General features: G+C 39.4%; 21 protein-coding genes. 10 read left to right on the forward strand and 11 right to left on the reverse strand.

What is annotated here, in order from left to right; genetic code table 11:
- Positions 1–154: 154 nt before the first annotated feature.
- On the reverse strand, positions 155–1,216 hold the full coding sequence (locus AC2D3N_RS01945) for an Mrp/NBP35 family ATP-binding protein (RefSeq protein WP_484692606.1): 1,062 nt from the start codon (positions 1,214–1,216) through the stop codon (positions 155–157).
- A 304-nt stretch (positions 1,217–1,520) separates the two neighbouring features.
- On the opposite strand from AC2D3N_RS01945, the gene hemF reads away from it, so the two are divergent.
- Both hemF and AC2D3N_RS01955 read left to right on the forward strand, forming a co-directional pair.
- Positions 1,521–2,564 carry an oxygen-dependent coproporphyrinogen oxidase gene (gene hemF, locus AC2D3N_RS01950; protein ID WP_079679650.1) on the forward strand — a complete coding sequence of 348 codons (1,044 nt, stop codon included), beginning with the start codon at positions 1,521–1,523 and terminating at the stop codon, positions 2,562–2,564.
- A gap of 60 nt (positions 2,565–2,624) precedes the next feature.
- Positions 2,625–2,987: an STAS domain-containing protein gene (locus AC2D3N_RS01955; RefSeq protein ID WP_079679651.1), complete on the forward strand. Its 363-nt coding sequence runs from the start codon at positions 2,625–2,627 to the stop codon at positions 2,985–2,987.
- A 101-nt stretch (positions 2,988–3,088) separates the two neighbouring features.
- Here AC2D3N_RS01955 and AC2D3N_RS01960 read toward each other — a convergent pair whose 3' ends face one another.
- The gene (locus AC2D3N_RS01960; protein ID WP_079679652.1) at positions 3,089–3,241 is read right to left on the reverse strand and encodes a CpcT/CpeT family chromophore lyase; all 153 of its coding nucleotides are present in this window, start codon (positions 3,239–3,241) and stop codon (positions 3,089–3,091) included.
- Positions 3,242–3,446: 205 nt separating this feature from the next.
- Between AC2D3N_RS01960 and psb29 the strand changes: the two genes are divergently transcribed.
- The gene (gene psb29, locus AC2D3N_RS01965) at positions 3,447–4,145 is read left to right on the forward strand and encodes a photosystem II biogenesis protein Psp29 (RefSeq protein WP_079679653.1); all 699 of its coding nucleotides are present in this window, start codon (positions 3,447–3,449) and stop codon (positions 4,143–4,145) included.
- A gap of 157 nt (positions 4,146–4,302) precedes the next feature.
- Here the strand turns inward: psb29 and AC2D3N_RS01970 are convergent, their stop codons facing one another.
- Both AC2D3N_RS01970 and AC2D3N_RS01975 read right to left on the reverse strand, forming a co-directional pair.
- Positions 4,303–4,839: a late competence development ComFB family protein gene (locus tag AC2D3N_RS01970; RefSeq protein ID WP_079679654.1), complete on the reverse strand. Its 537-nt coding sequence runs from the start codon at positions 4,837–4,839 to the stop codon at positions 4,303–4,305.
- A 573-nt stretch (positions 4,840–5,412) separates the two neighbouring features.
- Positions 5,413–6,279 (reverse strand): M23 family metallopeptidase, encoded by an 867-nt coding sequence (locus tag AC2D3N_RS01975; protein WP_484692607.1) that lies wholly within the window; start codon positions 6,277–6,279, stop codon positions 5,413–5,415.
- Between the two features lie 133 nt (positions 6,280–6,412).
- Between AC2D3N_RS01975 and AC2D3N_RS01980 the strand changes: the two genes are divergently transcribed.
- A complete protein-coding gene (locus AC2D3N_RS01980) occupies positions 6,413–8,713 on the forward strand; it encodes a cation:proton antiporter domain-containing protein (RefSeq protein WP_079679656.1) in 2,301 nt (766 codons plus the stop codon).
- Positions 8,714–8,775: 62 nt separating this feature from the next.
- Here the strand turns inward: AC2D3N_RS01980 and AC2D3N_RS01985 are convergent, their stop codons facing one another.
- From AC2D3N_RS01985 to AC2D3N_RS02005, 5 genes are all read right to left on the reverse strand, one after another.
- Complete coding sequence (locus AC2D3N_RS01985) at positions 8,776–9,204, reverse strand: hypothetical protein (protein ID WP_484692608.1); 429 nt, start codon at positions 9,202–9,204, stop codon at positions 8,776–8,778.
- A gap of 299 nt (positions 9,205–9,503) precedes the next feature.
- Entirely contained in the window at positions 9,504–10,619 is a 1,116-nt protein-coding gene (locus AC2D3N_RS01990; RefSeq protein ID WP_484692609.1) for an ABC transporter ATP-binding protein, read from the reverse strand.
- A gap of 101 nt (positions 10,620–10,720) precedes the next feature.
- The gene (locus tag AC2D3N_RS01995; RefSeq protein WP_484692610.1) at positions 10,721–11,803 is read right to left on the reverse strand and encodes a polyamine ABC transporter substrate-binding protein; all 1,083 of its coding nucleotides are present in this window, start codon (positions 11,801–11,803) and stop codon (positions 10,721–10,723) included.
- A 98-nt stretch (positions 11,804–11,901) separates the two neighbouring features.
- Positions 11,902–12,771 carry an ABC transporter permease gene (locus AC2D3N_RS02000; protein ID WP_484692611.1) on the reverse strand — a complete coding sequence of 290 codons (870 nt, stop codon included), beginning with the start codon at positions 12,769–12,771 and terminating at the stop codon, positions 11,902–11,904.
- Positions 12,772–12,775: 4 nt separating this feature from the next.
- Positions 12,776–13,660: an ABC transporter permease gene (locus AC2D3N_RS02005; RefSeq protein ID WP_484692612.1), complete on the reverse strand. Its 885-nt coding sequence runs from the start codon at positions 13,658–13,660 to the stop codon at positions 12,776–12,778.
- Positions 13,661–13,802: 142 nt separating this feature from the next.
- On the opposite strand from AC2D3N_RS02005, the gene AC2D3N_RS02010 reads away from it, so the two are divergent.
- Positions 13,803–14,471: an RNA polymerase subunit sigma-70 gene (locus tag AC2D3N_RS02010; protein ID WP_079679662.1), complete on the forward strand. Its 669-nt coding sequence runs from the start codon at positions 13,803–13,805 to the stop codon at positions 14,469–14,471.
- A gap of 28 nt (positions 14,472–14,499) precedes the next feature.
- On the opposite strand, the gene AC2D3N_RS02015 is transcribed toward AC2D3N_RS02010, so the two are convergent.
- On the reverse strand, positions 14,500–15,006 hold the full coding sequence (locus AC2D3N_RS02015) for a hypothetical protein (RefSeq protein ID WP_484692613.1): 507 nt from the start codon (positions 15,004–15,006) through the stop codon (positions 14,500–14,502).
- A gap of 162 nt (positions 15,007–15,168) precedes the next feature.
- On the opposite strand from AC2D3N_RS02015, the gene AC2D3N_RS02020 reads away from it, so the two are divergent.
- A complete protein-coding gene (locus AC2D3N_RS02020; protein WP_484692614.1) occupies positions 15,169–15,486 on the forward strand; it encodes a hypothetical protein in 318 nt (105 codons plus the stop codon).
- A 68-nt stretch (positions 15,487–15,554) separates the two neighbouring features.
- Here the strand turns inward: AC2D3N_RS02020 and AC2D3N_RS02025 are convergent, their stop codons facing one another.
- Complete coding sequence (locus AC2D3N_RS02025) at positions 15,555–16,127, reverse strand: hypothetical protein (protein ID WP_484692615.1); 573 nt, start codon at positions 16,125–16,127, stop codon at positions 15,555–15,557.
- A 114-nt stretch (positions 16,128–16,241) separates the two neighbouring features.
- Here AC2D3N_RS02025 and AC2D3N_RS02030 point away from each other — a divergent pair, with 114 nt between their 5' ends.
- The 4 genes from AC2D3N_RS02030 (at position 16,242) to AC2D3N_RS02045 (ending at position 23,943) form a co-directional block, all read left to right on the forward strand.
- Positions 16,242–16,832 carry a rhomboid family intramembrane serine protease gene (locus AC2D3N_RS02030; RefSeq protein ID WP_079679666.1) on the forward strand — a complete coding sequence of 197 codons (591 nt, stop codon included), beginning with the start codon at positions 16,242–16,244 and terminating at the stop codon, positions 16,830–16,832.
- 122 nt (positions 16,833–16,954) lie between these two features.
- A complete protein-coding gene (locus AC2D3N_RS02035; protein WP_484692616.1) occupies positions 16,955–17,719 on the forward strand; it encodes a DUF1350 family protein in 765 nt (254 codons plus the stop codon).
- 695 nt (positions 17,720–18,414) lie between these two features.
- Positions 18,415–19,431 carry a calcium-binding protein gene (locus AC2D3N_RS02040; RefSeq protein WP_079679668.1) on the forward strand — a complete coding sequence of 339 codons (1,017 nt, stop codon included), beginning with the start codon at positions 18,415–18,417 and terminating at the stop codon, positions 19,429–19,431.
- Between the two features lie 36 nt (positions 19,432–19,467).
- Positions 19,468–23,943 (forward strand): tetratricopeptide repeat protein, encoded by a 4,476-nt coding sequence (locus AC2D3N_RS02045; RefSeq protein ID WP_484692617.1) that lies wholly within the window; start codon positions 19,468–19,470, stop codon positions 23,941–23,943.
- The last annotated feature ends 109 nt before the right edge of the window (positions 23,944–24,052 follow it).

Raw genomic sequence — 24,052 nt, forward strand, 5'->3', positions numbered from 1 at the left:
CCCTCCCATCTTTGCCAAAATATGTTAATAGAAAGAGGGCGGGTTTATTAAGATTTAGGGTAGGATTTGTTAGAGCTATTAGAACCCGCCACTACAGTCTATAAGTTGACAGTAATAGGGGTCGCCTCCACCCCTACCTCTTAACAATCAAAACCTAAGTTAAGGCGAAGACAGAGACTTTTCCGGCGATGCGTTGGGCGATCGCCGTTAACTCTAAAGCAGCCGCAGAGTTAGGCTCAGAGATGACAATGGGAACCCCGATATCTCCCCCTTCTCGGACAGGCATTTCCAACGGAATAGACCCCAGCAAAGGAACACCTAATTCTTGGGCCGTTTTTGCCCCGCCCCCGGAACCAAAGATATCGTATTTTTTCTCCGGGGCATCGGGAGGGATAAAATAACTCATATTTTCCACAATTCCCAACACCGAAACCCCCAACTGTTGGAACATTTTTAACCCCTTACGGGAGTCTAGCAGGGACACTAACTGGGGCGTGGTGACAATTACGACCCCGGACATGGGAACAGCTTGGGCGAGGGTGAGTTGAGCATCTCCGGTGCCGGGCGGCATATCCACCAGTAAATAGTCTAATTCACCCCAATTGACTTGATAGAGAAATTGACGAATAACCCCATTTAACATCGGGCCTCGCCAAATTACAGGTTGGTCTTTATCAATCAAGAAGGCCATAGAAACCAACTTCACCCCATGATTAAAAGCAGGTTCTAGGAATTCTCCCTGGGGACTTTGCTGTACCACAACCTGAGCATCGGCTAACCCTAACATCGTGGGGTCATTAGGGCCATAAATATCGGCATCAATTAACCCAACTTTAGCCCCCATTCTAGCCAGGGCAACGGCCACATTCACCGCCACGGTACTTTTTCCCACGCCCCCTTTGCCACTAGAAATAGCCAGAATATTTTTAACCCCTGGAATGCCTTGACGGTCTGGTAAAGCCTTTTGTTGAGGAGTTTCGGCCGTAACATCAACAACAACCGTTTCCACCCCAGGTAGCTGTTTAACCGCTTTCTGACAATCCTCGACAATAAATTCCCGCAAGGGACAGGCGGGGGTAGTGAGAACTAAGGTAAAACTAATCTCCCCTCCTTTGATCTGAATGTTACGAATCATGTTTAACTCCACCAAACTCTTTTGGAGTTCGGGGTCTTGTACAGGTCGTAATACCTCTAATACTGTATTGATATCAAGCATATTGGATAAGAGTGTTCCCAGTTTGAGCAATGGACGGAAGGCTATTTTGGCGAATAGAGCATTTATCCCTCCCCCTTATTATTAAAGAATTGGGTGATTCAAAAGTTCTTAATATTTTGGGGAGAAGTCTGAAAAAAGCTTAAGGTAACTTAAAATTAATGTAAACAAGATTTACACTATTAGGGTTTGATTGCAGAAGTTCCCGTTAGTCACTTGACTCAGGGGACACAATGCAGACATGATCATAACGCTTGGTGAGATTACAACCAATTGTTTGCGATCGCGAAATAGGTTAAAAAAAATTATGACAGCTTCTCAGGTATCGGAAACTACTACGCCCCACTTGATCCCTGCGACTGACTCTCAAACCCGTGTCAGTCAGTTTATGAAACAACTCCAGGATGAAATTTGTCAAGGCTTAGAACAGCTTGATGGCCTTGGCAAGTTTAGAGAGGACGCTTGGGAGCGTCCCGAAGGAGGTGGCGGTCGATCTCGTGTGATCCGAGAGGGCGATGTCTTTGAACAAGGCGGAGTGAACTTCTCCGAGGTTTGGGGCGAAACATTGCCCCCCTCGATTCTGGCCCAACGCCCAGAAGCCGCCGGATATGGATTTTATGCCACGGGAACTTCCATGGTCTTGCATCCCCGCAATCCCTATATTCCCACGGTACACCTGAATTATCGCTATTTTGAAGCCGGGCCCGTGTGGTGGTTTGGGGGCGGTATTGATTTAACCCCCTATTATCCCTTTGCCGAAGATGCCCACCATTTCCATCAAACCTTAAAAGAAACTTGCGATCGCCACGATCCACACTATTATCCTGTATTTAAATCTTGGTGCGATGAATATTTCTATCTGAAACATCGGCAAGAAACCCGGGGGGTAGGCGGTATCTTTTTTGACTATCAAGATGGACAAAGCCAACTCTATAAAGGCCCTGATCCGAAAGGAGCAGCCGCCCTGTATAGTGATAAGGTGGGAATCCCTAATCCAAAAGATTGGGACTCTTTGTTCAGTTTTGCACAAGACTGTGGAGGAGCTTTTCTACCCGCTTATGGGCCGATTGTAGAACGCAGGCGTTCTAATGACTATGGAGATCGAGAACGGCAGTTCCAATTATATCGGCGGGGTCGATATGTGGAATTCAATTTGGTTTATGATCGGGGAACAATTTTTGGTCTACAAACCAATGGTCGTACTGAGTCAATTCTCATGTCTTTACCGCCTCTGGTAAGATGGGAATATGGCTATGAGCCAAAACCAGGGACTCCAGAAGCAGAACTGTATGATACTTTCTTGAAGCCTCAAGATTGGGTGAACTGGACTGCTCCCAACTCACAGGTCTGAGTTAAACTACAGATCAGATAAGCAACCAAAGCAATATCAAAAATTCCGAGGGGACGGTCAGTGATTCATATCGATCAAAAAGAACATACGACCCAGGATGGCACAAAGGTCATTGTCTTGGCACCAACAGGACGCCTAGACATCACAACAGCTTGGCAATTCCGCCTCAAGTTGCAGGAATGTATATCTAAATTGAGTCGCCATGTCGTGGTAAATCTAGGTCAAGTGAACTTTATTGATAGTTCAGGTCTGACTTCACTGGTTGCTGGAATGCGAGATGCTGACAAAGTGAAGGGCAGCTTCCGAATTTGTAATGTTCATCCCGAAGCCAAGTTGGTATTTGAGGTGACCATGATGGATTCTGTATTTGAGATTTTTGAGGCAGAAGATGAAGCCCTTGAAGGCGGGGTAAGAGCCAGTTGAAGTTAAAATATCCTGGGTTTCTCACCCCAAAGGTCACCTTTCATCGGTGGGGACGTGCTTGGGTGCGTCTCTACCCGGGGCTGACCGGTAGGTTTTGGGGTTTAAGTGGGATTTTCAGGTAACATTGTCGCAAAACAACAGCGTTTTTGAAATTGAAATGGCCCTAACAGAGCTCCCCATAATGCCTTTCCCGTACCAGGGTCAATCCCTTTGTCATAGCTGAAAAAATGATCCGCCGTAGCTTCAAAGCCCAATTCAACCTGAAAGCTAAAAGCTGCTCACAGTAAGTATTTACCTATTGCCCATTGCCTATTCCCTATTGCCTCTTGCTATAGTGTTTTTTTCCACGATAGTCGAATCTAATTCCCGACTTCAACGAATTAGCATGAGTGACGGGAAAGCGTTACAATCCGACCGCCAAAAATTAGAATAATATTTAGTCCCTTTTAAGATTGGCTTGTGAACAACATCCGCACGGTTTCAGATACAAAGCGTACTTTTTACAGTCTACATACTCGTCCCATCAACTCGATCTATCGTCGTGTGGTTGAGGAGTTGATGGTGGAAATGCACTTGCTCTCGGTCAATGTTGATTTTAGCTATGACCCCATTTATGCCCTGGGTGTTGTAACGGCTTTTGATCGCTTCATGCAGGGGTATCATCCCTTATCTGATCAAGAATCGATTTATAATGCTCTGATCAAAGCTGAACAAGATGACCCCCAACGGTATCGGGGTGATGCTGAACGCTTACAGGCATTGGCCCAAAATCTATCGATTAAAGACTTAATTGCCAGTTTAAAATCTCCTAATTATGGGGAGTCAGATCAGGAGTTACAAGGGCATTTTCAAAGGATTATCAATAATTCCAAGTTCAAATACAGTCGTTTATTTGCCATTGGTTTATTTACCCTTTTAGAACAGGCTGATCCCAAAAGCATTCAGGACAAGGCGACCAGGGAACAAATTTTAGGTCAAATGGCCGAAGTCCTAAATTTACCCCAAGACAAACTGCTCAAGGATTTAGATCTCTATCGCAGCAATCTGGAAAAACTAGCCCAAGCTCGGATTATGATCGAAGAAATGACCCAGGCCGAACGCAAGAAGCGGGAACAGCGTGCCAATCAAGCCGTCGGGATTTCCCAACAAGATACCTGATATCCTTGAGGTTTTTAAGCCATTGGAGAGTGTGTGAGACTGATTAGGGCTGAGATTCAAAGCATCTATCAATAAGCGCAAAAATAGAAATCCCCTGCTGTACCCTCAAGGGAAGCGGGGGAGTCTTGACCAGAACTATCGGTCTTAATCGGTGGTTCTAACTGCTGGTGCGTTCGTAGTTTTGGGCATAGGTTTGTAACAAGGCACTCACTTGGGTTAATACTGTGTCGCCACCGGCCTTACCCAGAACGGTTTGATGTTGGGCAACGCTGTTAATGTTGCGTTCAATAGCAGCTTTGATCTGACCAGAAATCAGGGCTTGCAGTTCTTCTTTAGCCCTTGAACGTTGGAATTGCGCCCCTTCTTCCGTGGTGGCATAAAGGGGTGGAAGACGGTTGAGGGCATAGGCGGCAATATCTCCCACATCTAGGGTTTGCTCGCTGTTTTCTTCGATTTCTGCCACCTTGGCGATCGCTTCACTGAGGACTAATTCCTCCATGACATTAATAAATTGTTTGCGGGGCAAAACAACGACTTCACCCGTTAACAAAGCACCCATCAACCGATCCAAAGCCATATATTCTTCAATAGACAGTTCTGAAGCGGTGTTACAAATTCTTCCAACCTCTGCCTCCATCGAAGGGGTCAGATACCCGTCTCCTAACGCTTGCTCAACAATCTTTTCAATACTCATAATGCTATTGCACTTCGTATAATTTTTATTTTTAACGACTATGCGCCTCAATATTCCCGCCAAAAAGGCTTTTTGGTTTCTTCACCACTGCAATTCACAGCAATAAAGCGGGAAAACGAGAGTCTCCTAAATCTTTAAATAGTTAGAAAAACCATAGACAAATATCTCAGGTCTTACTTGGCCGGGGTGAACCGGACTGGGTGAACTACAACACCCCCTATCCCATAGCTGTAAAGCATTTGGGACTGCTTTTTTCCTTCAACTCTTTTTTAATTACCTCTTGTTAAACCCTTTTGCTTGTCCTAGACAATAGGCGCAGTCCTTTTAGTAACCGATTAGGTAAGGACGCTTGTGTGACCGGATTTTCAAGGGCTTTTTAACCGTCTTTGGCTTTTAAGTCATACTCCATACTACTCCATAGGGAAAGCCGAGGCAATCCGTTTCGCTAATCTCTTTTGTTAACAAAATACTATTCCTGAGAATATTCAACCAGAAGTTGAGTGAAGTTTTACAATACTGAGGGAATTAGGCCTAACCCACCCACCATCAGTTTATGATTTTCGACACATCCGTTCACTCAATGGCTGCATAGCGCCAGGGAACCGGATCAACAGCTTGGCCCTGAACATAGAGACCCCAATGTAGGTGCGGCCCAGTTGATGCTCCCGTTGCTCCCACCGCCCCAATCACTTGACCGGGTTGGACAAAATCTCCCTCCCGCACATCAATCCGGCTGAGGTGCATGAAAATACTTGCCACCCCCTGACCGTGATCCAAACCAATGACATTGCCGTGAATTTCAAATCCCTCGGATTCTCGTCCCACCAGGGCAACTCGTCCGGCTGCTGGGGCAACTACGGGCGATCCCATTTCCCCGGCATAATCTACGCCCCGATGGTAATAGTCTTTGGCAAACTCGCCATTGTAGTAACGGCGGACGCCATAAATGGTAGTAATTTCTCCGGCATTGGGACGTAAAAATGGGCCTTTCCAGTATTTTTCGGGAGTCACCAAGGCTTTAAACGCATCCACCCGATCAAATTCCTTATCCGTACCGTTGAGTTCTTCTTTATCGGGGGGTAGCCAAATGGACTGGGTGGGAAAGGAGCGATCGCGCAACTGTACCGTTAAGTTCTGTCCCTGTGTCCCATCATTAATTTGTAGGGATTTAGTTCCCGGCTGATCCAAAGGTGTCGTCGGTAATAAGGCCCGCATCCGGTTTGGGGCAGTGGTAAACATCGGGTAGGTTTTGCCCTGCCAAGTAACCGTGGGGGTGGCGGAAGTGGGGGACTCCAAAACCACAGACAAGGTATTCCCCAACTCCGGGGCGGTAGGATTGACCCGTACCTGGGCAGCTAGTCCCGGCACGGCAAGAACCACCCCAACGGTGATTAGGGCTAAAACCAACGATTTGATCCCCCGAGGGATTTTTATTCTCATCTTCTGTTTTGTCTCCAATGTTGACGGGTCACCCCCCTAAAATTTTAGGACTAATCCCAGAATCTTAACAATTCTAGTATCTTAAGAATTAGTAATATAATTTTACATTGAGTTATTTAACCTAAAATTAACCGTGCCAGAAGACTTTCGTTTAATTGTAGATTTAGTCCTTGTCCTTGCCGCTGCGACTGTTGGAGGACTTTTAGCCTCCTTACTGCGACAACCGGCGATTTTAGGGTATTTGATTGGTGGGATCATTGTTGGCCCGGGTGGATTAGGGGTGATTAAAGAGTTAATTCAAGTCGAAACCCTCGCTCAATTTGGAGTAGCATTTCTGCTTTTTGCTTTGGGGGTAGAATTCTCTTTTGCGGAGTTAAAAAAAGTCCAGGGAATTAGTTTAGGAGGTGGCGGGTTACAAATTATCTTTACGATATTAATTACCGCCCTAACTATGGGGATTTTAGGTTGGGATACTTCTCCAATTCAAGGCATATTTTTAGGAGCAATTTTATCCCTATCTTCGACAGCCGTTGTTCTGAAATGTTTGATGGAACGCAATGAAATGGCGAGTCCTCAAGGGCAGGTAATGTTAGGGATTTTAGTGGTACAGGATTTGGCTTTGGGGTTAATGTTGGCGGTATTACCTGCTTTAAATCAACCCCAGGGCGGGGTGATTTTTGAAGCGGTGGGACGATCGCTTTTATTAATTGGATTATTTGCATTAGGGGCAGTTATTGCCGGAATTTGGGTAATTCCTAAGTTATTACAATTTTTAGCAAAAACTGAAAGTAAAGAACTATTTTTATTAGGGGTTGTCGCCTTATGTTTGGGAATTGCTCTGTTAACAGAACATTTGGGTTTTTCGATTGAAATGGGGGCTTTTGTAGCCGGGTTAATGATTTCTGAAGTGGAATATGCCGATCAAACCTTAACCTATGTTGAACCGATCAGGGATATTTTTGCCGCTTTATTTTTTGTGGCGGTAGGGATGTTAATTGATCCGATCTTTCTCTGGGAACATTTAGAATTGATTATTGGTTTAATGTTGCTGATTGTAGCTGGAAAAACCTTAATTATTATTCCGATAGTTAAATTATTTGGCTATTCTTGGCGAACTTCAATTATTACCGGATTAGGATTAGCTCAAATAGGAGAGTTTTCTTTTGTTTTAGCCAGTGCTGGACAGGGATTAGGGTTGGTTTCTCGACGGGTTTATTTATTAATTGTGGGGACGACAGCTTTAACATTAATGATTACCCCGTTTATTTTGCAATTTGCTCCGAAATTATTAGATTGGATTGAGGAAAAATGGGATTTATCTAATCTTTTAGAAAACAGTAAAAAAATCACGAATATTTCCGAAGATTTACCTCAACAAAACCATATTATTGTCTGTGGATATGGTCGGGTTGGTCGTAATTTAGTTCAGCTTTTACAAGCTCATAATTATGCGGTGGTTGTGATTGATCAATCTGAACAAACAGTACAGGAATTAAGAAATAATCAGATTCCTTATTTATATGGAAATGCAGCTAGTTTGCACGTTTTAGAAGCTGCCGGGGTGGATCGGGCAGCATCCATGGCGATCGCCCTTCCTGACCCCATGAGTACCCGATTATGTTTAAGAAGATCCTTAGAATTTTCACCAAATTTAGATGTAATTGTCATAGCAGATCGAGATAAGGATATTGAATTACTATATCAATTAGGGGCGAAAGAGGTAGTGCAACCAGAATTTGAAGCCAGCTTAGAATTATCAAATCATGTATTAACAAAAATGGGGTTAGGAGGGGATAAAATTCAACAGGAAATACAGAAAATTCGTCAAAGTCAGTATTCTGATTTTCGCCTGAAACAATCGGCTCAAGAAGTGGCGCGGGATTTACAGCAGGCTACTCAAGAAATGAATAGTAAATGGTATACTTTACCTGTGATTTCTCCCTTGATAGGAATGACGTTAGAAGAAAGTAATATCCGTCCGATGACGGGAATTAGTGTGATGGCTATTCGACGGTTTACAGGAGAAGAAATTGATTATCCCGATGGTCAAGTTCGTTTAGAAAAGGATGATAAGTTATTAGTGGTGGGAGAAGCAGCCGCCTTAGAAACTTTAGATCAATTGGCAAAAGGAGAAGTGACGATTCCGGCGGAAAGTATTTCTTGTCAATGGTTAAATATTCCCGAAAATAGTCCGGTAATTGGTAAATCTTTATCTAAATTAGATTTAGCAAATCGGTTTCGGGTACAAATTCAAGCCCTACGTCGAGAGGATAAATTTTATCGCTGGCCGAATCGAAGTTTGGATTTAGAAGCAGGCGATCGCTTATTATTATGTGGGAGTTTTCATGATTTAAACCAAGCTAGGCGAGAAATGATTCCAATTAATATTCCTTCTCTGAAAATTTTAAAGGAAATTGAGATAGTTGAAGGTTGATCGGCGGGTGTTTTAAGATATTGAAAAGGGTGCGGGAGAGAAGCTCTTATGCACCCTAAAACTTAAAATAATTGTCCCCCTCGAAAACGCCAGTAAGGAAATAAAATTCTCATTATACTTTGGGAAGCAATAAAAATAGCAACCCAAACGCAACTATAGTGGAAAATAAATAGTCCCAAATTAAATTCTGAAGCAGAAAGACCGGGTAAACCGATTGTTTTGATCAGATTTACTAAAAATAAGCCTTCCCAAATTCCGGCTAAGAGTTGAAAAACACCTAGCCAATCTCGATCCCAGCGAAATTGTTGCATTTTGATATACAGAATATCCCAAAAAAAGCCAAAACAGGTAATATATCCTAAAACCCAAAAATAAATTGATCGGGGTTGATCATTAATTTTTAACCCCAAAAAGGCTAAGGTTACTAAAACACCAATAGTTGCAAATAGAAATAGACGAGTTTGCCACCGTCCGATTAATGTTGGAGTCATGGAAGTAACAATTAAAAGTTTTGGAGAATATTATTGTTAATTTTTATTAAAAATCCCGATCCGATATGGTTCTGATCAACTATAATATGATATCAGAATATTGATGGTATTGCACCCTGATTTAGCGCCCATTAGGATGGGCGTTTTTTTGTTTTGAAATATTTTTTAAGATTAAAATATAGCAGTTGCCGCATCTATTAGAACATTCTTGAAAGCTAAAAGCTGCTCATGGTAAGTATTTACCTATAGCGAGATTGCCTATTCCCTATTGCCTCTTGCTATATATAATAATTCAGTTTTTAATTGTCAATTATCCGAATACTATTCGGTGAAATAACGACGTTAACCCGGTCGCCAATTTTAAATTGTTGCAAATCATCTTGATACCAATTTTGCAGGCGAATAATGATTAAAATTTTATCAGTTAAACGCACTCCATAACGGGTATCAGTTCCCAAATAAACAGATTCTTCAATAGTTCCTTCCCAGGTTTGTGCATTTTGATAATTTCCCAGATTTTCATGGGTCTTAGGATAGATAGTTAATTTTTCTGGACGGATGACTAAATTGATTATTTGTCCTAGTATAATAGGTTGAGATGCTGTCAGATGAATCGGGAGTTTTTCATCAATTAAAAGGGTAATTTCTTGTCCTTGGGTTTCGGTTACTTTTGCCGTTAAAAAGTTGGTTTCTCCAATAAAATCAGCGACGAATTTAGTCTGAGGATATTCATAAATTTCCATCGGGTTTCCTACTTGTAATAATTCTCCATAATTCATAATCCCAATTCGATCAGACATGGTTAGAGCTTCTTCTTGATCATGGGTGACATAAACAAAAGTAATCCCTAATTGTTTCTGCATTTTTTTGAGTTCTAACTGCATTTCTTTTCGCAATTTTAAATCTAAAGCCCCCAAAGGTTCATCAAATAATAACACTTTTGGTTGTTTAACTAATGCTCTAGCTAAAGCTACCCGTTGTTGTTGTCCACCGGATAGTTGACGGGGATAACGAGTTTGAAAATCGGTTAATTTAACTAAGGATAATACTTCTAAAACTCTACTTTTAATTTGGGGACGGGGCAAATTTTCCATTTCTAGTCCAAAGGCAACATTTTCCGCAATAGTTAAATGGGGAAATAAGGCATAATTTTGAAAGACGGTATTAACGGGACGATGAAAGGGAGGATAATTTTTCATCGGTTGTTGATGAATTAAAATTTCCCCTGAAGTCGGATGTTCAAATCCAGCAATCATTCTTAATGTTGTGGTTTTTCCACAACCAGATGGCCCTAATAAGGAGAAAAATTCTCCAGTTTTGATTTGTAAATTCAGTTGATTAACAGCCAAAAAATCCTGGCTATTTAATCCTTTAAATAATTTAGAAACGTTCAATAATTCAACGGCAGCATTCATGGGGGAGCAGGGGAGGTAGGAGAGCAGGGGAGGCAGGGGGAGCAGGGGGAGCAGGGGAGGTAAACTCTTTCTATTACCTATTACCTATTACCCATTCCCCATTACCCATTCCCCACACCCGCTTTAATTTCTGTCCAAGCTTGATCATATAATTGGGTGGCTTCTCCTACATCTTGGAGATATTGGAGTTTTTCAAAAACTTCTGGAGGGGGATAAATACCGGGATTTTTTAAGTTTTCAGCGTCAATTAATTTCTGATCAATAGCAACTTTATTTGGGGAAGCAAAATCGATAAAATTAGAGATTTTGGCACTATTTTCCGGTTCCAAAATAAAGTTAATAAAGGTTTCGGCGAGTTTTTTATTAGGCGCGCCTTTGGGAATCACCATATTATCCATACCAATAATACTTCCCTCTTTGGGAATAACATATCGCAAATCTGGATTTTCTGCCATAACTTGAAAAATATCGCCACTATATTCCATGGTTAAATTAACTTCTCCTTGATTTAACAATTGTTGACCTGTGTCGGGAGCAAAAGCGGCAATATTATCTTTATTTTTAATTAGGAAATCTTGGGCTTTTTTGATTTCTTCAGGTTTTTTTGTATTGGGACTATAGCCTAAATACATTAAAACTGCCCCCATTGTATGGCGCATATCATCTAATAAAGCCACTTTACCTTTATATTTAGGATCAATTAAGGCTGACCAACTATTGATTTCTTCTCCGGTTTTTTTGAGATTATAGCCAATTCCTAACGTGATCCATTGATAGGGAATACTATATTTATTTCCTGGGTCATAGGGAGGATTTAGAAATTTTGGTTCAATATTTTTGATATTAGCAATATTAGCCGGGTCTAACTCCTCTAACATTTGTTCTTTTACCATAATTTTAACCATATAATCTGGGGGAAATGCCAGGTCATAACCTGGGTTTCCGGCTTTTAATTTAGCATAAAGACTTTCGGCACTATCATAGGTATCATAATTAATTTTAACTTGATATTTTTCCTCAAAGGCTTTAAGCACTTCGGGGTCAATATAGGTTGACCAGTTATAAAGATTCAGAACATTTGCTGTAGGGGCAGTCGGAGGGGTGTTAGACTGATTTGCTGTGCAACCAAAGGGTAAAAATACACCCAAACAGAATAGCAGAATTAAGGTTAAAATTCGTTTCATGTTCTATAAATTAATATCAAAGTTTAGGGTGAGTTATGGATTGATTAATTTTAAACTTAATCGGTTATAAATACAAGTAGTGCGAGGGTCACCGCTCGCTATTTTAGCTTAACTCCATCTTGTAATTTTAAAGATGATATTACCAAAAAAAGAGAAGCGAGTAACATTAAGGTTGAAATGGCATTGATAACTGGACTGACGGATAATTTAATCATTCCATATACAAATAAAGGTAGGGTAGTTGCGCCTACTCCAGTGGTAAAAAAGGTAACAACAAAATCATCCAAGGAGAGGGTAAAAGCTAATAATGCGCCACTTAAAATAGCGGGGAAAATTAAGGGAAAGGTAATTCGCCAAAAGGTTTTCCATTCATTTGCTCCTAAATCTAATGCGGCTTCTTCTAAAGCTGGATCTAAGTCGGATAAACGCGCTCTGACCGTAATAGTAATGAAGGCAATACTAAAGGTGGCATGACTAATAATTACCGATGGTAAGCCTAAAGTCAAGTGAATTCCGGTGAGATTTTCTAGGATTCTAAAAACTAAGGTAAAAAAGACTAATAGGGAAACGCCTAATGTAATTTCAGGAATAATAATAGGTAATAATAATAATGCTTCTAGTAATTTAGATCCTGGAAACCGAAAGCGCTCTAAAGCTAAGGCTACCATGGTTCCTAAAATGGAGGCTATTAAGGTGGAAGCGATCGCAATAATCAAGCTATTTTGTAAGGAATTCCAGAGACTTTGGGTAGAAATATCGGCGGTACTTTCTGTTAAGCCACTGAATAACTTTTGATACCATTTTAACGTAAATCCCATCCAATTTGAATTAAATCGAGAAGAATTAAAGGAATAAATGATTAAAATTAAAATCGGTAAATAAAGAAAGGAAAAAACCAAGGTAGCCTGTATTTTTAATCCGGTTTTTCCCCAAGTATGAATAAAATTATCTAGGGTTTTAATGTTCATGGTTTTAATATAAATTATCAGTATTAGAACTTCTAAAATAAATCATAACAGGAATTAATACTAATATCATTAATCCCATTGATAACGCCGAGCCAAAAGGCCAATCCCGGGCTTGTAAAAATTGATTTTGAATTAAGTTTCCCACCATAACTGTTTTTGCGCCTCCGAGAATATCTGGGGTAATAAATGCACCTAAAGCCGGAATAAAAACCAGAATAGATCCGGCAATAATTCCAGGTAAAGTTAAGGGTAAAATAATTCTGAAAAACGTTCTAATATGGTTTGCACCTAAATCTTGAGCCGCTTCGACTAAAGAAAAGTTTAATCGTTCAATGGTGGCATATAATGGTAGAATCATAAAGGGTAAATAACCATAAATTAAACCGACAATAACGGCAAAGGGAGTAAATAGTAAATTCAGAGGTTCTGAAATTAAATTCAAACTTTGTAAAAAAGTATTAATCATACCTTCAGAACGAAGAATAATCATCCACGCATAGGTTCTAACTAGAAAGTTTGTCCAAAAGGGAATAATTACTAAAAACAATAACAGGTTTCGCCAACGGGCCGTAGATGTGGCAATAAAAAATGCTAAGGGATAACCAATAATTAAACAAATTAAGGTAGTTAAAGAGGCAAGTCCTAGCGATCGCCAAAAAATATTTAGGTATAAATCATTAGCTAATCGTTGATAATTTTTCAGAGTAAATTCCCAGGTAACTCCCCCATAGGTTCCCCGTTCTAAAAAACTATAAACTAAGACAATAATCAGAGGAATAATAAAGAAAATTAGTAACCAAATTGTAGCCGGAAGTAATAGGATTAATAGGTTTCTGGCCTTTCGAGTTTCTAGGGTATAATGGGACTGTTTTTTTTGTAAAAAATCCATAAATTAAAATAAATAATATTGAATTAAATGGGCTGGGATCTCAACAAATAATGAATAAAGGTTCAAGAGTTGATTTTAGATCCAAGATCAGCTATGATGCAACCGGAAAACACTATCCAGCTAAAATTTGCTGTGAGTTGCCGTGCAAACGCTTCAAATACCCGAATCAGGCCATACACTGGTCAAATCCCTATTTCATCATAAAGACCAGGAATTGTTAACTCTGTTTCAGAATTATCCTGATCAGGGGAAATACTTTGTTGCTATTTTCTGCCGTTACGGTTTAATTGTCTATACTTTAATTCGTCATTCAGTGCGATCGCCTGTACAAGCGGATTATTTATTCTCTCAAACCTGGCGACATATTTTTTATGAAATGCGCCCGTTAAATTTAAGAGAACAAGACAGCACAGAGGGGGGAAATACGCTACAAAATTGGTTAATTAATATTACCGCAGTTTGTATTAATCAAGCGGATTTACCCCCGGTTGAATCTATCCAATATTCCTTATCAGCAGCGCCTCCTCCTCTGTGGTGTTATGTGGGATTAGTATTAGATCGGATGGAACCTTTATTGAGGTTAATTCTGGTGATGGCCCAAACATTTCATTGGAGTGAAACTCGAATTTCTGCTTATTTACAAGCCGAGGGAGAGTCGGTTTCTCCGAATGAAGTAAAAGAACTATTAAAAGGAGCATATCGCACTTTAGAGGAGAATTTACCTGCTGATATTCGTCAAATTTATTTCAATGAAAATGGCTTAGTTTCTGGATTAGATCCAGATGTCGATCAACAGATTTTAAAGCCTTAAATTTAGAGGTGCGGTAGTCGAATTAAAATTAATTTAAAAATACCGATCCCGCTTCCGTAATATTCAGGGATCTTGTATCGAGACTAAAATTATTTGTTACCTCAAATTGCACTTCTAAAACTCCAGGGGAAGTTTGCTTAGGTCTGACCAATAATGATCCCCCATCCTGGCGTTGATAGGTAAGAGTAATTGGGGGTGAACCTTGGACTTGAATTGTGGCATTTTTGGCTAATAATTCTTGACGAGTTCCTCCAATTAGTTGATATTGAATCGGGACATTACTATTATTAATTAATTTAATAGTGACGATTCCATTCACCGCACCAACTCTTGCACTTGGTAGGGGAAATCGAGGGGGAAGATCATCTTTTTCTGAATTAGAGTTAGGATTAGGTTGGGTGGTTGCGGGTGCGGCTTGAGGTCGTGCTGGCTTACCTGGAGGGGGGCCACCTGCTAAGGCGATCGCCGATAAACTTGTAAACACTTCACCAATAGCAAGTAGTAAGATGATCAAACGGGATACAGTTGCTTTCATGATTCATTTTCCTTTAATATTTACAAAATTTATGATCAGTTGATCTTACCCAGTTTAAACTAAATTTTCAATTTCAGGATGAAATATTGAAACTTGTTCTATAATAAATGTATCATCCTGATCCGATTCCCCCAAATAGGTAACAGGTTAAAACACAATATTGTGATCATTTTATCTATGAACTTGCTCAAGAAATTCCCGATTTTTATTCTAGCATTGAGTGTTTTTGTGATCTCGGTTTTGACACTCACACAACCGATGTTTGTCTCTCGCCAGACCCATAGGTTAATCGCTCAATTGACCCCCATTATTCCTACTAGAATTGCATTTTTAACCCTTAAAATTTCTCCTCAAACCCTGATTAAACCTGCCTTGAATCTCAATCAAATATCCCCAGCCTTAGCCTCAAATTGGACAACAGATCACAGTAAAACCCCCATTACAGGATGTAATTGTCCCCAGTGTCAATTAACGGTTTAATTTAACTCTATTCAATACTTCTGGTGTTCACAAACAACATCGGAAGTTTTCTTTTAAAACCAGAGAATCTACAAAAACTCCTTTGCGGTTTTAATCCAAAGTTCAATTCCTTTTTGAGTCGGTTTCCCTGTGGTAGTAAATGTCCAAATATCGCGTTTATGTTGGAGGCCATAACTAATATGAATCGGTCGATTTTTACCATAAAAATAAAGAGAATCAAAGGGAAGACGTTGTTTTAAAATCCAATTTACTAATTGATCACTATCTAAATCTAAAATTAGGAAATCACAAGCCGCACCTAACCTTTGACAGTAATATTCTCCATTTTTTTTAACTTCATGGGCAATATGTTGATCCAATTTAGGGGCTACGCGACCATTTTTTATTCCGGTAGTCGGATCTTTTCTGTCTAAATAAATCCTTAATTCATCAGAACAAAAACCATAGGTAAGTTTAAATTTAGCCAAACCAAAATAATCAATAACCGGATCAACAATATAATAATTTAGGTTTTTTAATGCCTGAATAGATGCTGCTGAATTAGGATAGGGATTAATTTTATCGGAATATTTTTGATAAGTGTTTGTACAAGTACAAAAATCATTTAAGCTAAGATATTTTCCTAATTTAACATTTTTCATAGACAATTGACTAGAATTTTGACTATCATATAATTAATCTTAGCCGAATCCGAAACGACGGGAGCTAGTTTTGTAGTTAACTAAAATCACGTTATCTTCCAACCCTAAACGATTATGTCTAACCGAACTGAAACATCACTGACTCAGGAACTCAAAAGCCATATCCTAATTTTAGGGGGAATTGTTGCTTTCCTGTGGATAATGGAAATTATTGATTTTTTTGTATTTAGAGGTAGTTTAAATCGCTTAGGAATTCGTCCCCATCATATTCAAGGGTTACAAGGTATTTTCTTTGCTCCTTTTTTACATGGAAATTTCAACCATTTAGCTGCTAATACCTTACCCTTGATTATACTAGGTTGGTTTGTGATGTTGCGGGATGTTAAAGACTTTTTTATTGTCACATTCATCACCATGATTTTCAGTGGTTTGGGGGTGTGGTTATTTGGTTCGCCTAACACAATTCATATTGGAGCAAGTGGAGTTATTTTTGGATATTTAGGATTTCTCCTATTAAGAGGATTTTTTGAACGCAGTTTTGCTTCTATTGCCTTATCCTTAGTTGTCGGTTGGCTTTATGGGGGCTTAATTTGGGGTGTTTTTCCCTCACAATATGGGATTTCTTGGCAGGGACATTTATTTGGATTTATCGGTGGTGTCTTCGCTGCACAAATGCTTGCCAAATCCTATCGAAATAAAGCATAATTAGACCTGCCCAAAATTCCTAAATTTAGGTATAATTAGTATAAATCCCTCTATAACATGGTCAAAATTATGCTCATAGAGGGTATTAATTTTATGTCAAAATAACAATTATAAAAAATTAAATGGACTGGCTTTCTATTTCAGGAAATTGGGTGTTGCTTCCTCCCCGCCCTCAAGCAATTGTGCATTTTTTGGGGGGGGCTTTTGTGGCAACTGCACCCCATTTAACCTATCGTTGGTTACTTGAAGAACTGGCTCATCAGGGTTATGCAATTGTGGCGACTCCTTTTATCAATACCCTAGATCATACTGCGATCGCTCAAGAAGTTTTCGAGATATTTGAAGATGGATTATATGATTTATATGATTTGCAATTATTAAAACGGCGAGGCTTACCCATTTATGGATTAGGACATAGTATGGGGTGTAAAGTTCATTTATTAATGGGTTCTTTATTTCCCATAGAACGTTCGGGAAATATTTTAATGTCTTTTAATAATTATCCCGCCCGTCGGTCAATTCCTTTAGTGGAACAACTTTCTCAAATTATGGATGTAGAGTTTACACCCTCTCCCGAAGAAACTAATATTTTAGTCAGCGATCGCTATCGAATTAGAAGAAATCTTTTAATTAAATTCTCTAAAGATACTCTCGATCAAACTTCTAATTTACATCATATTTTAGATCAAAAGTTCCCCGGGTTAACCACCTTACAAAAATTAAATGGCGATCATCAAACTCCCCTGGGTCAAAATGTTAGCTGGTCAGTGGGAGAAACCTTTACCCCCTTAGATGCTATTGGTCAGTGGATTAAACAAGCGGTTTATCAAGATTTAAACCAACTTAAAAAACAAATTTTGTATTGGTTAAATCCTTTATTAAAGTAACCACAAAGACAATAAGACAATAAGTTAAGATGATTGGGGAACTAATTGGAATTAATTCAGTCTGTGGCGGAAGATTCTTTGGGTTAAGGTTGGTTTTTGATGCCTATATTTTTACAAATAAGTTAAGAAAAAATTAATCTTTTTTTCATCTTTAATCCGGTTCAGGAGTCATTTAAACTAAGTTTGCCCTATCCAGTCAGATCAGGAAGATTACCTAAAAATAGAATACCTGATCATCACGGATTTCCTGAAAATTATTCTTAATTAATCAAGATTTTTAGTCTTGTTTGCAACAAGTTATAGATCGGATTACTGTTCATTTATACAAAACCATAAATTTTCATTATTCTTGGGTATTTGTTTATATAAATTGTTTTGGTGGCAATCCTGATCTTTGTTTAAATACTGGTATGTAGGGGTAGCAGTTTTCAGAAAACTCTAACCTGAGATCCCAAATAACGATAGGGCTTCCAGGGGGATCAAGAGTTACTGAACAACGACAACAACTTAACCCCCCGAAATTAATCATGATCCTCATAATTTGCCCCCTAACCAAAGACAAGCTAATACCCTTATCTGTGACTTGTTTCCAGTCTCTCTCTAAAAGGCTCAGGGTTGAAACTTTAAAAGGTCGAAATTTCAACTTCAAAAACCGATTGGTTTATCGCCCTATCATTACAAATTAGGTTATTACTATGTCTTTACCCTGTCAAAATCCAACGGAACCCAACCTAATACAACCCATCCCTGACTCCAAAGATGGAGGGTTTATTATAGAAGGGTTTGCCGATAAATCTAATAGTCTAATTGGTTCTAATGGCAGCGATAAAATTATTCTGGGTAATCAGGATGATGGAGTCTGTGCTGGTGATGGAGATGATGTTATCCTGGCGTACCAAGGGAATGATCTCCTATACGGAGGAGAGGGAAACGATACCATCTATGCCGGAAAAGGTAACGATACGGTCGATGGCGGTGGAGGAGATGATCTTATCTTTGGAGATGAAGGAGACGACCTGATATTTGGCGGAACTGGCAATGATGTTCTGTTTGGTAACCAAGGCAATGATTCCATTATCGCTGGTTCGGGCAATGATACCGTCTACGCTGGACAAGACAATGACACCGTAGATGGGGGAGAAGGCGATGACTGGTTATTTGGAGATCTCGGTGATGATGTTGTTTCCGGTGGAGTCGGAAATGATTTGATCTACGGAGGTTTAGGTCAGGATAGTCTCATCGGTGGAGATGGGGAGGACACCTTCTATGGTGGTCAAGACAATGACACGATCATCGGTGGAGATGGAAATGACTACCTAAGTGGGGATAAAGGTAATGATAGTTTGATTGGCGGTTTAGGTTCAGATACTTTCAGCTTTGTCTTTACAGGTCAATCAACACCCAATAGCATTACAGACGAATTTGGGCTAGATACCCTCACCGACTTTAGCGTGACAGAAGACAAAATTTTCCTAGATGCAGATTTATTTAATGCTATCAGTACAAAAACAGATGGCTCTCTTGAGTCTGGAGAATTGACTGTCATTGGAAACTTTGATCCGAATAATACTTTAGTAGCAGGTAGCGCCAACCTAGTCTATGACAATGTAACGGGAACATTGTATTACCTCGATAAACAAGGACAAGCAACTCCTATGATTCAAATGGGTGCAAACTTGAACCTTAATGACAATAACTTCCGCTTAATTTAAGCAAGAATTAACCCATTTGTGCTCATCCCATCTCCCATGAATAATCGTCCTATTAATAACACAAAATTATCGGACAATCCTCCTGTGTTACTATCTTTTGATGTCAAGAAAATACATCCATCTGCGGGAAGTCAAGGTTCATCCCTAGCCCTGTCAACAATAGGGATTTCAAATCACCAATTACGGAGGGAAATTGAACGCTATCAACAGGACGTGATTCAAGATCCTGATTCCGATTTAGCCTATTATAATCTAGCGGTTGCGCTACAAAAACAGGACTTAATCGATGCAGCCGAGGAAAGCTATCAAATCGCGATTCGACTGAATCCTGAAGCTCCTAATGCCTATATTAATTTGGGATTAATTTGGGTTCAGAAAGAGAATTGGGAAGCCGCGATTCAAACCTTTAAACAGGGGTTAATTCATTGTCCACAGTCAGCCAAACTCTATCATAACCTTGCCCATACTTATTTTAAACAAGGCAATTTTGATGGAGCGATCGCCGGTTATTTACAAGCGATTCAACTGCAACCGGATTTAAAAGAAGCCTACTTAAATTTAGGTAAGGCTTTTCAGAAACAAGGGTTGCATGAAGTAGCTATTCAGTATTTTAAACAACTGATTCAGTTTGAACCGGAATCAATTTCTGCCCATAGTGAATGTGCAAACTCACTCTTAAAACAGGATCAACTGGCAGAATCCCTATTTCATTTGCAAAGAATTATTGAGTTAGAACAACCTTTTATGACTGCTTACTGTCAGAATGTTAAACAGTTAAAAGGGGATAACGAACTTGATCAAGCGAGAATTACCTGTGGAAAATTAATTGAGGGTTTACAACAGAATCCCCAATCCCTAGAGGTTTATCACGATTTTGCTAAGGTTCATTTTCATCTGGGAAATACTTTAGCAGAATATCGCAATTATTCGCAAGCAGAATATTATTATCAACAGTCTATTAAAGCCGACCCGAATTGGATTAATCCCTATTTACAATTAGCAGAATCCTTTGTCCAGCAAAAAAAGTTTGTTTCTGCGGCAATTTATTATCATCAAGCATTAGGAATTAATCCAGAACAGCCGGAAATCTATCAACGGTTAACGTGGGTATTAGAACAGCAAAAACCAGACCACAAAAAGCAGAAATTAGCGGGTTTAAAAGTTAAACTAAATGCTAATTTTGATCAATCGGATTCTAACCATCCCCAATGTCAGGGTTTAGACTGTCCGATCTGTTTAAATCGAGTGTTCAAACTTTTAAATCCCACTCGTTTAGATGATGGAATTTATGACTGTTCTCAACCCAGAGATCTGCCCTGGGATAGTCCACCCCCATCTATTACTATTATCCCCCATGGAAAAGCATGGATTGCCCCTCAGAAAAGTTGGTGGAATGTTTGTAATGCGATTGCAATTCTCAACTCCAAAAATGAACTTTTAACCGATTTATCCCGATTTTATCCCACTCCCTTACCCGGATCAGATCCAATTGATTGGAAACAACATCAAGTCTTTTCTTTAGAGGAATTTCCGCCTTTAGAAAAAGTTTCCGGTTCCGTTGCTGTGTTATCGGGATTATCAGGAAATGTCTATTTTCATTGGATGGTTGATATCATGCCTCGCTTTGCAATTTTACAGCAGGAAAAACCAAATTGGCAAGGAATTGATTGGTTTTTAATTAATAGTATTAAAGCTGCTTTTCAGCGAGAAACCTTACAAAAGTTAGGGATTCCTGCATCTAAAATTATAGAAAGCGATCGCCATCCTTATATCCAAGCCAAACAACTGATTATTCCGTCCTTTACCGGGTCGGTGGGATGGGTTACTCCTGAAGTAATCAACTTTAACCGTCAGTTATTTACTGAGGAGATTACTCCCTCTAATCATCCCTATCCAGAACGCATTTTTATTCGTCGAAACCAAGCTAAATATCGGCAGGTTTTGAATGAAAATGATGTGATTACTTACCTGAGTGAATGGGGAGTTGTTCCGGTTGAATTAGAAACTTTATCTGTTGCAGAACAAGCCCGTTTATTTGCCCATGCTAAAGTCATTATTGCCCCCCATGGTGCGGGGTTGACAAATTTGATGTTTTGTCGTCCTGAAACCATTGTTATTGAACTGGTTTCTCCCCATTATATTCGTCACTATTACTGGGTAATTAGTCAACAATTAAAACTCAAACATTATTATATCACGGGGGAAGTTTTTAAATGTTATCCTTTGCGAAAGTTAATGTATCAATCTCCCTTAATTGAGGATATTTATGTCAAAATTAATAATTTAGAAAAAATTCTCAAAATTTTAGATTCTGACCTCCAGAATCAAACTGCAATCTCCCCAGTTTCTACTCGGTTTAAAGCCAGAGATCAGCCCTTAATTAATCCGGCTGAAATTTCCTTAGAGTTACAACAAATTCCATCGCCAAATCATCACAGGAGTTCAAGCATTAATATGGTTACTACTTCTTCTCATAAAAATGGACATCATCACCCCTCGGGAGAATTGACGGTGATCGAAGCAAATTCTTTAGGTAAAAATCCCACATCCTTAGAGTTGTTTCGCCTCTCAAAACAAGAAAATATAACCCTGACAGAATCTAATTTAATTGAAATAGAAAATAGTATTAAAACGGCTGAAAATTACTTTGAACAGAAAAACTATCAACGGGTTGTTCAGGAATGTCAAAAAGTGATTCAACTTTACCCGAATACCGTTGAGGCTTATCACTTGTTAGGAAAAGCTTTACAGGGTTTAGGTAAACCGGAAGAAGCCTTAAAATGGTATCAATATATTGTTAATTTTAAACCGAATGAAGCTATTGTTCATGCTAATTTAGGGAATTTATATGCCCAACTCAAACAGTGGAAACCTGCTATTCATTCCTATCAAAAAGCGATAAAATTACAACCCGATTTAGCCCTAGCTCATCGAAATTTAGGAAAGGTTTGGAGTAAAATTGGTAAACCAGAACTAGCGGCTTCTTGCTGGTATCAAGCCTTTAGTTTAGAACCTCAAAATATCAAACCAGAGGAACATCTTTCCCTGGGTAATATTCTATTCCGTCAAGGCAGAATTGATCAAGCCGAAATTAGTTATCGTCGCGCCCTGGAAGGCAATTCTAACCCCATTGAAGTCTATCATAATTTGGGAGAATTATTCGCAGCCCAAGGAAAATTAGTAGAAGCGGAAAGTTTTTATCAACAAGCGATTCATTTAAATCCTAAATTCTTTGAATCCTATAATAGTTTAGGAAAGGTATTAGTCTCCCAGGGAAAATGGGAACAGGTAGTTTCTTGCTATCGTCGAGCCTTGGAATTAAACCCTCGGTTACTATTAGCACTACAAAACCTGACCCAAGCCCTTTTGCATCAGAATAAAGGCATTACGGGAAGTTCTGACTATCGGCAAATTCTCTTATTAATGGCGGGGAATTTACCCACTCAATCTGTCCTAACAATGGGAGTATCTTCTGCAACTATAATTTCAGAAAATCCTGTTAATCCTACCATAACCGAACCGATTTCTCTACAACAAGCCCAGATTTATTATCAGCAACAAAAATATGAATCCTGTTTGCGTTTATGTCAAAAACTTTTACAACAAACTCCTAAAGATGTGGCTATTTATCAACTATTAGCTAAGGTATTTGTTGAACAAAAAAACTGGGGAAAAGCTAAATTTTGTTACCAAAAAGCAATTTCTCAACAGCCCAAAAACGAAAGATTGTATTTAGAATTAGGGGATATTTTTGCTCAACAACAACAATGGCAACAAGCGATCGCCTGTTATCAACAAGCCATTTTAATTCAACCCCAGCCCCAAGCTTACCATCAACTTTCTCACCTGTGGCAAACAGTAGGACGTTCAGAAAATGCTGAAGATTGTCTGTATGAAGCCCTGCAATTAGCCCCAGAAAAAGCCACATTAGAGGATTATTTCAGTTTGGGAAATGCCCTCTGGAAACGGGGACAAATTAGTCAAGCGATGATCTGTTATCGGCGGGTATTGGAGCGTGACCCCCAGCACGTTATTGCCCATCAACGGTTAGCCCAGGGGTTACAACAGCAAAATCAATTAGAAGCGGCGATCGCCCATTATAAGCAAGCCTATCAAGTGGCAATTCAACAACTCAATCCCACCCATATATTATCGGAAAATACTGATTTTTCAGCCTCAAGTACAAGCAGTTGGTTAGCAGAAACTCAAGCGTTATTAGGAGATATTTACTTACAACAGCAACAATGGCAAGCAGCGATTATCTGCTATCAAGAAGCGGTGAAATTAAATCCCAAATTAGTTTCAATTCAAGAAACATTAGGGGATATTTGGTTTGAATCTCAAGACTGGGAATCTGCGATTAATTGTTATCGCCAAATTATCCAATTAGAACCGAATGCTTGGCAAGTTTACCATAAATTAGGTGATGCTTTACGAGAACAGGGTGATCTGAAAGAAGCGATTAAAGCCTATCGTCAAGCAACGGAATTAGCTAAGAAATTAGTCAGTTAAAAGTCTACTAATTGAATTTCAAAATAGAATCATGAAAAAGCACACGCCTTACCATTTAAAGACAGAGTGTGCTTTTTTATCCTCAATCAACTGGATTTTCATTGGAGGG

It is taken from the genome of Planktothrix sp. PLAVEN19ND (assembly GCF_057220675.1).